The organism is Micromonospora sp. NPDC047707 (assembly GCF_040704235.1).
Classification (GTDB): domain Bacteria; phylum Actinomycetota; class Actinomycetes; order Mycobacteriales; family Micromonosporaceae; genus Micromonospora.
This window is the reverse complement of record NZ_JBEYSU010000009.1, coordinates 173,715-185,770: the sequence shown is the minus strand read 5'-3', so window position 1 is coordinate 185,770 and position 12,056 is coordinate 173,715. Positions and strand designations below refer to the sequence as shown.

The 12,056-nt window shown below is 71.3% G+C and carries 11 protein-coding genes; 4 read left to right on the top strand and 7 right to left on the bottom strand.

What is annotated here, in order from left to right; genetic code table 11:
• Positions 1–57 precede the first annotated feature (57 nt).
• Positions 58–1,077, bottom strand: a complete 1,020-nt coding sequence (locus AB0873_RS13335) for an NAD(P)/FAD-dependent oxidoreductase (RefSeq protein ID WP_366599924.1) — start codon at positions 1,075–1,077, stop codon at positions 58–60.
• A gap of 80 nt (positions 1,078–1,157) precedes the next feature.
• Between AB0873_RS13335 and AB0873_RS13330 the strand changes: the two genes are divergently transcribed.
• Positions 1,158–1,748 (top strand): XRE family transcriptional regulator, encoded by a 591-nt coding sequence (locus AB0873_RS13330; protein ID WP_366599923.1) that lies wholly within the window; start codon positions 1,158–1,160, stop codon positions 1,746–1,748.
• A gap of 54 nt (positions 1,749–1,802) precedes the next feature.
• Here AB0873_RS13330 and katG read toward each other — a convergent pair whose 3' ends face one another.
• The 3 genes from katG to AB0873_RS13315 form a co-directional block, all read right to left on the bottom strand.
• A complete protein-coding gene (gene katG, locus AB0873_RS13325) occupies positions 1,803–4,034 on the bottom strand; it encodes a catalase/peroxidase HPI (protein WP_366599922.1) in 2,232 nt (743 codons plus the stop codon).
• A gap of 50 nt (positions 4,035–4,084) precedes the next feature.
• Entirely contained in the window at positions 4,085–4,504 is a 420-nt protein-coding gene (locus tag AB0873_RS13320) for a Fur family transcriptional regulator (protein WP_366600006.1), read from the bottom strand.
• Positions 4,505–4,597: 93 nt separating this feature from the next.
• Complete coding sequence (locus AB0873_RS13315; RefSeq protein WP_366599921.1) at positions 4,598–4,876, bottom strand: hypothetical protein; 279 nt, start codon at positions 4,874–4,876, stop codon at positions 4,598–4,600.
• 145 nt (positions 4,877–5,021) lie between these two features.
• On the opposite strand from AB0873_RS13315, the gene AB0873_RS13310 reads away from it, so the two are divergent.
• The 3 genes from AB0873_RS13310 to AB0873_RS13300 all read left to right on the top strand — a co-directional run bounded on the left by AB0873_RS13310 (position 5,022) and on the right by AB0873_RS13300 (position 9,914).
• The gene (locus AB0873_RS13310) at positions 5,022–5,588 is read left to right on the top strand and encodes an RNA polymerase sigma factor (protein WP_155330823.1); all 567 of its coding nucleotides are present in this window, start codon (positions 5,022–5,024) and stop codon (positions 5,586–5,588) included.
• Positions 5,585–6,667 (top strand): hypothetical protein, encoded by a 1,083-nt coding sequence (locus AB0873_RS13305; protein ID WP_366599920.1) that lies wholly within the window; start codon positions 5,585–5,587, stop codon positions 6,665–6,667. Before AB0873_RS13310 ends, AB0873_RS13305 begins: the two co-directional genes overlap by 4 nt.
• Before the next feature lie 109 nt (positions 6,668–6,776).
• Positions 6,777–9,914, top strand: coding sequence for a BTAD domain-containing putative transcriptional regulator (locus tag AB0873_RS13300; protein ID WP_366599919.1), 3,138 nt, complete (start codon positions 6,777–6,779; stop codon positions 9,912–9,914).
• Here the strand turns inward: AB0873_RS13300 and AB0873_RS13295 are convergent.
• From AB0873_RS13295 to AB0873_RS13285, 3 genes are all read right to left on the bottom strand, one after another.
• Positions 9,898–10,647: an ABC transporter permease gene (locus AB0873_RS13295; RefSeq protein ID WP_366599918.1), complete on the bottom strand. Its 750-nt coding sequence runs from the start codon at positions 10,645–10,647 to the stop codon at positions 9,898–9,900. The two genes, AB0873_RS13300 and AB0873_RS13295, sit on opposite strands and share 17 nt — an antisense overlap.
• Positions 10,644–11,585 carry an ATP-binding cassette domain-containing protein gene (locus AB0873_RS13290; protein ID WP_155330819.1) on the bottom strand — a complete coding sequence of 314 codons (942 nt, stop codon included), beginning with the start codon at positions 11,583–11,585 and terminating at the stop codon, positions 10,644–10,646. The genes AB0873_RS13295 and AB0873_RS13290 overlap by 4 nt, the downstream gene beginning before the upstream one ends.
• 207 nt (positions 11,586–11,792) lie before the next feature.
• Positions 11,793–11,990: a hypothetical protein gene (locus AB0873_RS13285; protein WP_155330818.1), complete on the bottom strand. Its 198-nt coding sequence runs from the start codon at positions 11,988–11,990 to the stop codon at positions 11,793–11,795.
• Between the last annotated feature and the right edge of the window lie 66 nt (positions 11,991–12,056).

Sequence of the window (12,056 nt, the reverse complement as noted above, 5' to 3'; positions counted from 1 at the left end):
TCATCCTAGGCGCCGTACCCCTCCGGCCGATCGCTCAGCCGCGCCGGCGTCCCTTGTTCACAGCCCGTGGCGGCGGTCGCCGGCCACCAGTTCGGCCACCCGCGCCTCGGACCCGGCGGAGAACCGCTGCCGCCGGGCGTCGACGGCCTGCCGGGTCTCCTCCGCGACCAGGTCGCTGTTGATCATCGCCGCCGCCAGGGCGCCGCCCGCCGCGGCGGCCCCCACCTGCGCCGCCAGGTCCGTGACGTTCCCGGCCACCCACACCCCGGGTACGTCGGTACGCCCGGTCGGGTCGGCGGGGACGTGCTCGCCCATCCCGCTCGGGTGCTCCACCGGCCGCAGCCCGAGCCCGGCCAGGAGTCCGGCCCGCGCGACCGTCCGCGCCCCGACCGCCAGCGCGTCCCGCTCGACGACCGTTCCGTCGGCGAGCCGTACCCCGGTCAGCCGGTCGTCGACGATCTGCAGGGCCGCGACCGCACCGGTCACCACCCGGATGTCGCGGGCGGCGAGCTGTTCCGCCTGTTCCTCGTCCGGGCCGGCGGACAGGTGGGTGAAGTACGTGACGTCGGCGCTCCACTGGCGGAACAGCAGCGCCTGGTGCACCGACATCGGGCCGGTGGCCAGCACGCCGATGGCCCGGTCGCGGACCTCCCAGCCGTGGCAGTACGGGCAGTGGATCACGTCCCGGCCCCACCGCTCCCGCAGTCCGGCGACGCCCGGCAGGTCGTCCACCAGCCCGGTGGTCACGAGCAGCCGGCGCGCCCGCACCGACCGCCCGTCGGCGAGCGTCACGGCGAACCCGTCACCGTCGCGCGCCGCGGCGTCGACCTGCCCGGTCACCACGTGGCCGCCGTACCCGCGCACCTCGGCCCGGCCGCGCTCCAGCAGTTCGGCCGGCGGCGTGCCCTCGCGGGCGAGCAGCCCGTGCACCCCGTCGGCCGGCGCGTTACGCGGGGCGCCCGCGTCGATCACCACCACCGACCGGCGGGCCCGGGCGAGCATCAACGCCCCGTTCAACCCGGCGGCGCCGCCGCCGACCACCACCACGTCGTAGTCGCTGCTCAACTGATCGGTCATCCTGACCACCTCCCGCGCCAACCATGCGCGGACTGCGGCCGTACCAGCAAATGTTGTTGCCGTTGTGGCAAACTTGCCGGATGGACGGTGATCTGGACCAGGCCCTCGACGCGGTCGGCCCGCGGCTGCGCGCCCTGCGGAAGCAGCGCGAGACCACCCTGGCCGACCTGTCGAGGGAGACCGGCATCTCGGTGAGCACCCTCTCCCGCCTGGAGTCCGGTGCCCGCCGCCCGACCCTCGAACTACTGCTCCCCCTGGCCCGCGCCCACGGCGTCACGCTCGACGAGCTGGTCGGCGCCCCGCCCACCGGCGACCCGCGCATCCATTTGCGCCCCGTCACCCACCACGGCATGACGATGCTGCCGCTGACCCGGCGGGCGGGCGGCATCCAGGCGTACAAGCTGGTGATCCCGGCCCGCAAGGGGACCCCCGACCCGCAGACCCACGAGGGGTACGAGTGGCTCTACGTCCTCAACGGGCGGCTGCGGCTCGTCCTCGGGGAGCACGACCTGGTGCTCGCGCCGGGCGAGGCGGCCGAGTTCGACACCCGGGTGCCGCACTGGTTCGGTGCCGCCGACGCGGAACCGGTGGAGATCCTCAGCCTCTTCGGCCGCCAGGGCGAACGCGCCCACCTGCGCGCCCGCCCGACATCCCGTTCCGCGTCGTCATGACGACGCGGGCGGCGGCCACCACCTGGTGACCGCCGCCCGGCCCGGGCGTCCGGATCAGGCCAGGTCGTACCGGCCCAGGTTCATGACCTTGGTCCACGCCGCCACGAAGTCCCGGACGAACTTCTCGCGGGCGTCGTCGCCCGCGTAGACCTCGGCCAGGGCGCGCAGCTCCGAGTTGGACCCGAAGACGAGGTCGGCGCGGCTGCCGGTCCACTTGACCTCGCCGGTGGCGAGATCGCGCCCCTCGAAGGTGTTCGCGTCCTCGGACGTCGCCTTCCACGTCGTACCCAGGTCGAGGAGGTTGACGAAGAAGTCGTTGGTCAGCGCACCGGGGGTCGTGGTGAGGACACCGAGCGGCGACTGCTGCCAGTTCGCACCCAGGACGCGGAGACCGCCGACGAGAACCGTCGTCTCCGGCGCGCTCAGGGTCAGCAGGTTCGCCTTGTCGACCAGGAGGAACTCCGCCGGCAGGCGGTTGCCCTTGCCGAGGTAGTTGCGGAACCCGTCGGCGGTCGGCTCCATCGCCGCGAACGACTCCACGTCGGTCTGCTCCTGCGTGGCGTCCGTACGTCCCGGCGTGAAGGGCACCTCGACGTCGACTCCGCCGTCGCGGGCGGCCTGCTCGACGGCGGCGTCACCGGCGAGCACGATGAGGTCGGCGAGCGAGATCTGCTTGCCGCCGGTCTGCGCGGCGTTGAACGCCTGCTGGATGCCCTCCAGCGTGCGCAGCACCGTCGCCAGCTGGTCGGGGTCGTTGACCTCCCAGCTGTGCTGCGGTTCCAGGCGGATCCGCGCCCCGTTGGCGCCGCCGCGCTTGTCGCCGCCACGGAACGTCGAGGCCGACGCCCACGCGGTGGAGACGAGCTGGGCCACCGTCAACCCCGAGGCGAGGACCTGCGCCTTGAGAGCCGCGACGTCCTGCGCGTCGACGAGTTCGTGCGTCACCGGCGGGACCGGGTCCTGCCAGACCAGCGTCTCGGTGGGAACCTCCGGGCCGAGGTAGCGCTGGATCGGGCCCATGTCGCGGTGGGTCAGCTTGAACCAGGCCCGGGCGAAGGCGTCCGCGAACTCGTCCGGGTTCTCCAGGAACCGTCGCGAGATCTGCTCGTAGACCGGGTCGAAGCGCAGCGCCAGGTCCGACGTCAGCATCCGCGGCTCGCGGCGCTTCGCCGGGTCGTGCGCCTCCGGCACCATGTCGGTGCCCGCGCCGTTGCGGGGACGCCACTGGTGCGCGCCGGCCGGCGACGTCATCAGTTCCCAGTCGTAGCCGAAGAGGATGTGGAAGAACTCGTTGTCCCACCGGGTCGGGTGGTAGGTCCAGGTGACCTCGAGACCACTGGTGATCGTGTCGGCGCCCTTGCCGGTGCCGAAGCTGTTCCGCCAGCCGAGGCCCTGCTCCTCGATCGGGGCGGCCTCGGGCTCGGCACCGACGTGGTCGGCCGGGCCGGCACCGTGGGTCTTGCCGAAGGTGTGGCCGCCGGCGATCAGCGCGACCGTCTCCTCGTCGTTCATCCCCATGCGGTGGAACGTTTCGCGAATGTCGCGGGCCGAGGCGAGCGGGTCCGGGTTGCCGTTCGGGCCCTCCGGGTTGACGTAGATGAGGCCCATCTGGACCGCGGCGAGCGGGTTCTCGAGTTCCCGGTCGCCGGTGTAGCGGTCGTCGCCGAGCCAGGTCGTCTCGGGACCCCAGTAGACGTCCTCCTCGGGCTCCCAGACGTCCGGCCGGCCACCCGCGTACCCGAAGGTCTTGAAGCCCATCGACTCCAGGGCGACGTTGCCGGCGAGGATCATCAGGTCGGCCCAGGAGATGCTCTGGCCGTACTTCTTCTTGACCGGCCACAGCAGGCGCCGGGCCTTGTCGAGGTTCCCGTTGTCCGGCCAGCTGTTGAGCGGCGCGAAGCGCTGCATGCCGGCGCCGGCGCCGCCGCGGCCGTCGCTGATGCGGTACGTGCCCGCGCTGTGCCACGCCATCCGGATCATCAGCGGGCCGTAGTGGCCGAAGTCGGCCGGCCACCAGTCCTGCGAGGTCGTCAGGACCTCCGCGATGTCCCGCTTCACGGCGGCGAGGTCGAGGGCCGTGAACGCCTCGGCGTAGTCGAACTCACCGTCGAGCGGGTTCCGCTCGGCGGGGTTCTTGGCGAGGATCTTCAGGTTGATGCTGTTCGGCCACCAGCCGCGGTTGCCGCCGCCCTGGGTCGGGTGGGGGGCGCGTCCGTGCGCCACCGGGCAGCGCGACTCGCTCCCCGCGCTCGCGTCGTGGACGACGGCCTCGTGGTTCTCGGACATCGGGTTCTCGGACAACGGATTCCTTTCCGTGACGTGCCGTATCAGAGGGATCAGGAGTTGCCAGCGTCGGAACAGTCGGGGCACCGGCCCCAGTAGACGACCTCGGCCTCGTCGACCGAGAAGCCCCTGTCGTCGGACGGGGTCAGGCAGGGTGCCTCGCCGACGGCGCAGTCGACGTCGGCGATCAGACCGCAGGACCGGCACACCAGGTGGTGGTGGTTGTCCCCGATCCGCGACTCGTAGCGGGCCACCGAGCCGGACGGTTCGATGCGCCGCACCAGGCCCGCGGTGGTCAGCGCGCGCAGCACGTCGTACACCGCCTGGTGCGACACGTCGGGGAGGTCCCGGCGTACGGCGGTGATGATCGATTCCGTGTCGGCGTGCGGATGCGCGTGCACCGCGTGCAGCACCGCCACTCGGGGACGGGTCACGCGCAACGCCGCCCCCCGCAGCATCCGCGGGACGTCCATGATCGTGGCCACGCCGGAAGTCTTGCTCATTTTCTGGAATGAGTCAAGATTATGGGTGGGGCGTCACGCCACCCGCCAGCGGCGCCCGCAGCCCTACTCCTCGATGTATCCGGTGGTGGGATCGATCATGGCCAGGAACGTCCGGACGTGCTCCTCCATCTCGGGCCGGGTCATCGCCGAGCCGCCGGAGATCGCAAAGCCGTACTCGTGCGGCCCGTTGAGCCAGTCGAAGTCGTAGGTGCCGGGCTTTCCGGCACGCTCACGAACCCGGAACTCCTGCCCGTCGATGGTCAGCACGATCGGCGGTTGATCATCTCGGTACCGGATGCGCAGGTGCTCCGGCACAAGACCCGGCTCCGGCTCCGTTGACATGCGTGCTCCTTCTCCGCCGACCCGACCGCATCTCATCGTCCCTCGCGACCACGTCACAGTTCGCCATCAAGAAGCGCTTTCAGCAGAGGCAGCTGTCGTGGTCGGATCGGGTCACGATGGGCGCTCGACCGGACATGGAGTAGACGTGAGTTCCGGGACTGAACACGAGGACCGCTTCCGCCGCGTCTACACGATGAACTTCGAGCCGCTGCTGGCGTACGCGATGCGGCGTGTCGAGCAGCCTGAGGACGCGGCCGACGTGGTGGCCGAGACCTTCCTCGTCGCCTGGCGGCGCAGCCGTGACATGCCGCCGGAGGCCGAGGCCCGGCTGTGGCTGTACGGCGTGGCCCGCCGGGTGCTGGCCAACCACCACCGCGGCGGGGTGCGCCGGGAACGGCTGGGCGATCGGTTGCGGCAACGACTCAGGGTCGCCGTCGCCGTCGACCCGGGCAGCGAGGTGCCCGAACGGCTCACGGTCCAGGCCGCGCTGGCCCGGCTGGGCGATCTGGATCGGGAGGTGTTGCTGCTGACCTTCTGGGAGGGCCTGGAGCCGCGCGAGGCCGCGGCGGTTCTCCAGGTGAACCCTGCCGCGGTCCGTACCCGGCTGTCCCGGGCCCGGGCCCGATTGCGCGATCTCGTCGGTGACGACCTGGACCCGACCGGACATGTACCCGACGTCATGGCAGCACGCGGCTCAGAGGAGGGCAGATGACCGACGAACACCTCGACCGGATGGTCCGAGACGCCGACCCGTACCGACCCGATGTCATCCGGCACCTCGACGAGGCCGCACAGAACCTCCTGGAGGAGATCATGTCCGTGCCGACCCTCGAACCCGTCGCCGAGCCACCCGGCAGGCGCCCCCGGGCGCGCCGCGGCATGATGAGCGGCCTCGCCGGCGCAGGCGTCGCGGCCACCCTTCTCGCCGGCGTCCTGGCGGTCTCGATCATCGAAGGTGACCAGCCGGACGGACATCCGGCGAACCCGCCGATCACCTCCGAAGCGAGGGACCCGGCCACGTACTCCGCGATGGTGCTCAAGGCGGCCGAGGAGAACCCGCGGCTGCTGATCGACCAGCCCGGCTGGAAGGCGACCACCGTCTACGGGTTCGCCGAGAAGGAGGGCACCATCGCGTTCAGCAACGGCGGACGCCACCTGGCGATGAACTGGTATCCGGCCGCCCAGTACGACGGCTACCACAAGGATCGGCTCCACGTCAGCAAGCCGGAGGCGGTGAAGGTCGACGGCTGGCCGGCCGACCTGTTCCGGTACAGCGCGAGCGACTTCGCCGTCATGCTCCGGCCCCGCGACGGTTCCTTCGTCGAACTGCGTACCGGGGGCGCCTGGACCCGTGGCGAGTTCGATCGCGCTCTCGCCGACGTGGTCCGCGTCGACGCCCGCACCTGGCTCGCCGCGCTTCCGGCCGAGATCGTCACTCCCGACCGGGTGAGCGAGCAGGCGGCCGAGGTGCTCGCCGACGTGCCGCTCCCTCCGGGCTTCGACACCGCCACGTTGAACAACCTCGGTACCAACGACTCCTACCAGTTCGGCGCCAAGGTGACCGGCCGGATCGGCTGCGAATGGATCGCCGAATGGCTGCGGGCGAAAAAGGCCGGTGACGACGCCGCGCTCCGCCGGGCCGCGGACGCGTTGCGCAGCAGCCACACGTGGAAGGTGCTGCACCAGATGAACGACGAGGGCGACTGGCCGGAGGTGTTCTGGGAGACCGCCGACAAGGTGGCCGCCGGTAGCCCGCCCGACCAGTACGAAGATGCCCTGGGCTGCGAGTAACCGCCCGGATCGCCGAGCAGGTTCGGGCCGGGCGCCGAGGATCATCTGATCCTCGGCGCCCGGCGCCTGGTCTGGAGGCCTGCCGACCGCCCGTGGCAGGATCTGCCGGGTGCAGATCGGGATGCTCGGGCCGTTCGAGGTTCGCACGGACGACGGCGGCTCCGCCGACGTGCCGGGCGCCCGCCTGCGCGGGCTGTTGATCGCCCTCGCGCTCAGACCTGGCCAGGTGGTCCCCAAAGCGACGCTCGTCGACTGGATCTGGGGTGAACACCCGCCCTCCGACGCGGCGAACGCGCTGCAGCGCCTGGTTTCCCGGCTGCGGAAGGCGCTGCCGGAAGGGGCGGTCGAGGGGCAGCCGGACGGCTACCGGTTGACGGTGGACCCCGACGCCGTCGACGCCGTACGGTTCGAACGCCTCGTCGGCCAGGCCCGCGATGACGCGGGTCCGCAGCGGGCCCGGCGGCTCCGCGAGGCCCTCGCGTTGTGGCGCGGTGCGGCCATGCAGGATGTCGGTCTGCCCGACAGCGCGGCGCTCGACGCGGCGGCCACCCGGCTGGAGAGGCTACGCCTGACGGCCATGGAGGATCGGTTCGACCTGGAGGTCAGCCTCGGCCACGGTGCGGAACTGGTCCCGGAGCTGACCGACCTGGTGGCCGCGCACCCGGTGCGCGAACGGCTTGTCATCGCGCTGATGCGTGCCCTCGCGGCGGCCGGTCGCGACACCGAGGCGCTGCTCGTGTACCAGCGCACGAGCGAGGCCCTGGCCGACGCGCTGGGCGTCGACCCCTCCCCGGAGCTCTCGGCACTGCACGTCGCGCTGCTGCGGGGCGAGGTGGGGCGGCGGGAGCAGAATCGCAAGACCAACCTGCGTGCCGAGCTGAGCAGCTTCATCGGCAAGGACGAAGCTGTCACCGAGGTCGGCGCACTCGTCGCCCGGCACCGGCTCACCACCCTGATCGGGCCGGGCGGTTCGGGGAAGACCAGGCTGGCCACCGAAACCGCGCGCCGGCTGCTCGACGACCTGCCGGACGGCGCCTGGCTGGTGGAACTCGCCGCCATCGGCGCCGACGGAGACGTCGTGCAGGCGACGCTCGCCGGGCTCGGTCTCCGGGACGCTCTGCTCGGCGAGGCGCCGAGCATGGAGCTGATCGACCGGCTCATCGCCGCGATCCGCGAGCGGGAGGCGCTGCTGGTCCTGGACAACTGCGAGCACGTGATCGAGTCGGCGGCGGCGTTCGCCCATCGACTGCTCGGGGAGTGCCGGCGGCTGCGGATCCTGGCGACGAGCAGGGAACCGCTCGGCATCACCGGTGAGGCGCTGTGGCCGGTCGAGCCGCTGGCGTTGCCGAAGGGGGACGCCGGGCCTGGCGAGATCGAGTCCTCTCCCGCCGTCCAGTTGCTGCGGGACCGGGCGAGTGCGGTGCGCAGGGATCTCGCGGTCGACGCCCACACGTTGTCCACGATGGCGCGGGTCTGCCGGGCGTTGGACGGGATGCCGCTGGCGATCGAACTGGCCGCGGCCAGGTTGCGCACCATGTCCATCGATCAGCTCGCCGAGCGGCTCGACGACCGGTTCCGCCTGCTGACCGGCGGCAGCCGTACCGCGTTGCCCCGGCACCGGACGCTGCGCGCGGTGGTCGACTGGAGCTGGGAGCTGCTGACCGACGCCGAACGGAGGGTCCTGCGCAGGCTCTCGGTGTTCTCGGGCGGGGCGAGCCTGGAAGCGGCCGAGCGGGTCTGCGCCGGCGGCGCGGTCGAGCCGGAGGAGGTGCTCGAACTGCTCACCGCACTGGCCGAGAAGTCGCTGCTGGTCGCCGAGGGTGACGGCGCACCGCGGTACCGGATGCTCGGCACGATCAAGGAGTACGCCTCGCACCGGCTCGCCGAGGCGGGGGAATCGGACCTGGCGCGGCACGCGCATCTCGCCTACTTCACCGAACTCACCGAGGCCGCGGAGCCGCAGCTTCGCCGCGCCGAACAGCTGAAGTGGCTCGCCGTCCTCGAAGTCGAGCACGACAACATCGGTTCCGCGATGCGGGGCGCGCTCGCGGCCGGCGAGGCGCCCGCGGCGATGCGGCTGGCCGCGGCCGCCGGCTGGTACTGGTGGCTCGGCGGTCACCGGACCGAAGGCATGGAGCTGATCACCGCGGCCACCGCAACGCCCGGCGAGGTGAGCGACGAGATCCGGGCCACCGTGTACGCGCTCGTCGTGCTGTTCCTGAACTCCGGGCCGGGCGACGAACACCACGCGGCGAAGTGGATCCACAAGGCGTACCGGCTCAGCCGGCGCAGTCGAGGCAGCCACCCGGGGATGGCGCTCGTCGTCCCGCTGGAACGCATGGTGCGGGAGCCGGACGCGCTCCTGCCCGCCTGGGAGACCCTGCTGGACCACGAGGACCCCTGGGTCCGCGCGCTGGCCCGGCTGCACCTCGGCAAGCTGCGGATCATCCTCGGCCAGGACGGGTGGGATGTGGACGCGTACTTCGAGCGGGCGCTCGTCGAGTTCCGGGCCCTCGGCGAACGGTTCGGGATCTCGTTCGCCCTGAGCGAGCTGGCGGAGCTGATCGCCGTACGCGGTGAGTTCGCCGCGGCGTGCGCGCACTACGAGGAGGCGATCGCGGTCGTCACCGAGGTCGGCGCCGTCGAGGACGTCATCCGAATGCGGTCGCGGCAGGCGCGGTTGTACTGGTTGTTGGGCGATGAGGACGCCAGCGTGGCCGCCCTCGCCGAGGCGCAACGGTTCGCGGACCGGGTCACGTGGCCGGGTGCGCTGGCCGAACTGGCGCTGTCCAAGGCGGAGCTCGCGCGCTGGCGTGGTGACGCCGAGGAGGCGTACGAGCAACTCGGAGTCATGACAGCGCTGCTGGGCGACGAGGCGGAGCTGGCGGGTATCCGTGCGGGGACCCACGACCTGCTGGGCTATCTGACCGACGATGTCGACCAGGCCCGTACGCATCGCATGGCGGCCTGCGAGGCGGCGCGCGAGGCCGGTTACGCACCGTTGATCGCACAGGTGCTCGTGGGGGTCGCGGACCTGGCCCTGCGCCGCGACCAGCCCGAGCAGGCCGCGCGGCTGCTCGCGGCGAGCGCTGCGGTACGTGGACTGCCGGACCGCTCGCACCCGGACCTGGCCCGGATCGAGCAGACAGTGCGACGCCGCCTCGGCGAAGCGACGTTCGCCGAGGCGGCGCTGGCAGGCACTGCGACCAGCTGGAGTCAGTTGGTCGCGGTCACGCTCGCTTGTTGAACGTGGAACGCGCCCACAGGTACCCGACCAGAGCGATGCCGACGCACCAGGCGAAAGCGGGGATCACGTCACCGGTGGCGGGCGCGCCGGCGAGGAACCCGCGCAGGGTTTCGATGATCGGCGTGAAGGGCTGGTACTCCGCGAACTCCCGAAGCCCGGGCCCCATCTTCTCCGCCGGCACGATCGCGCTGCTGAAGAACGGCAGCATGACCAGCGGCACGGAGGCCAGACCCGCCGTTTCCGGCGACTTCGCGGACAGGCCCAGGGCGACCGTGAGCCAGCCGGCCGCGAAAGCGAGCAGCACGATGACGCCGATCGCGCCGAGCCAGTCGAGGGCGCTCGCCGACGGGCTGAATCCCAGCAGGAAGGCCACCCCGACGAGCGCCGCGATGGCGATCAGGTTGGTCAGCACGCTGGCGATGACGTGACCGGCCAACACCGCGCCGCGGGAGACGTGCATGACCTTGAACCGGTTGATGATGCCCTTCGTCATGTCGGAGTTCACCGACGTCGCGGTGGCCCCCAGCCCGTAACAGACGGCCAGCAGCATCAGCCCGGGTGTCGCGTAGTCGATGTAGTCGACACCGACGTCGAACGCGTCTCCGAACATGTACACGAACATCAACATGATCACGATCGGCATCAGGACCGCGTTGAACACCGAGGTCGGATTCCGGGCGATGTGTGTGACGTTGCGACGCAGCATGACGATCGGATGGGACTTGGCGCTCATTTCGCGGCCACCTCCGTGGTACGGCCCGTCAGGGCGAGGAAGACGTCATCGAGATCCGGTGTCTGCACGGACAGCCCGTCGGCACTGATCGCGTACTCGTCGAGCCGGTCCAGCAGGACCCGCAGCGACCTCGTCCCGCCGTCGCTGGGAACCCGCAGGGCCAGTGCCTCGTCGTCCCGCGTGGCCTCGGTGAGGACCCGCGCGGCCGCGTCGAGTTCGGCGACGGTGGTGAACCGGAGCCGGACGTGCGTCCCGGGAATCTGGCGCTTGAGCTCGTCGGGGGTGCCCTCGGCGACCAGGCGGCCCTGATCGAGCACCGCGATCCGGTCGGCGAGCTGATCGGCCTCCTCGAGGTACTGGGTGGTGAGGAAGACGGTCACACCGTCGGCCACCAGCTCACGGATGATCGACCACATCGTGCGACGGCTACGCGGATCCAGTCCCGTCGTCGGCTCGTCGAGGAAGATGATCCGCGGGTCGCCGACGAGCGTCATCGCCAGATCCAACTTCCGCCGCATCCCCCCGGAATAGGTCGACACCGGCTTCCGCGCCGACTCCACCAGGTCGAACCGCTCCAGCAGGTCCGTGACGACCCGCTTGCCGTCCCGGGCGGGAACCGGGCTCAGATCCACCATCAGCTGCAGGTTCTCCCGCCCGGTCAGCAACTCGTCGACCGCCGCGAACTGACCGGTGACCCCGATCGCCGCGCGCACCGCCCTGGGCTGGGTCGCGACATCATGTCCGGCGACCCGTACCGTCCCACCGTCGGCCCGCACCAACGTGGTCAACACGTTCACCGTCGTCGTCTTGCCCGCCCCGTTCGGACCGAGCAGGGAGAAGATCGTGCCGGCGCGGACCTCCAGATCGATGCCGTCGAGCACGACCTTGTCCTTGTAGGCCTTGCGCAGTCCTGTGACCGCGATCGCTGAACTTGTCATGCGACCACCATGGGCGCCCGCCCTGTCACCCGCCTGACACGACCCTGACACGGCCCCTGACACGGCTTCTGGCGGCGGTACGACCGCAGACCTCACATCACATGTGTGGCCGGAAGTACCGGAATCAGCGAGTTGTTCCTCCGTGCGCCTCCGCGGCCACCGCCGGACCAGTCCCACGGCCGGCGGTGGCCCAGATCTGGCCGGCGGTCAGAAGCACGGGTTGCGCAGCACCCACTCATCATCGCTACCAGCCGCCGCCGGCCGGCCGGGGCGAGCGCTGGACTCGACCAGTACGACGTGATCCTCGGGTCGTATCTGGGCGGGCAACCGGCCGAACCGCTGGACACGCTGCGCCGCGAATTCCTCGTCCGAGAACCGCATCCCGGACTCACGCTCCTCAAGCACGGCGCCCTCCCTCTCCGGACCAGTTGTTGCTGCTCAGGTCCCAATTGTTGCGGCGTTACCGCCACC

Coding starts and splice junctions, on each gene's coding strand:
- AB0873_RS13335 (WP_366599924.1), bottom strand. CDS start 1,077: ATGACCGATCAGTTGAGCAGCGACTACGACGTGGTGGTGGTCGGCGGC.
- AB0873_RS13330 (WP_366599923.1), top strand. CDS start 1,158: ATGGACGGTGATCTGGACCAGGCCCTCGACGCGGTCGGCCCGCGGCTG.
- katG (WP_366599922.1), bottom strand. CDS start 4,034: ATGTCCGAGAACCACGAGGCCGTCGTCCACGACGCGAGCGCGGGGAGC.
- AB0873_RS13320 (WP_366600006.1), bottom strand. CDS start 4,504: ATGGACGTCCCGCGGATGCTGCGGGGGGCGGCGTTGCGCGTGACCCGT.
- AB0873_RS13315 (WP_366599921.1), bottom strand. CDS start 4,876: ATGTCAACGGAGCCGGAGCCGGGTCTTGTGCCGGAGCACCTGCGCATC.
- AB0873_RS13305 (WP_366599920.1), top strand. CDS start 5,585: ATGACCGACGAACACCTCGACCGGATGGTCCGAGACGCCGACCCGTAC.
- AB0873_RS13295 (WP_366599918.1), bottom strand. CDS start 10,647: ATGAGCGCCAAGTCCCATCCGATCGTCATGCTGCGTCGCAACGTCACA.
- AB0873_RS13290 (WP_155330819.1), bottom strand. CDS start 11,585: ATGACAAGTTCAGCGATCGCGGTCACAGGACTGCGCAAGGCCTACAAG.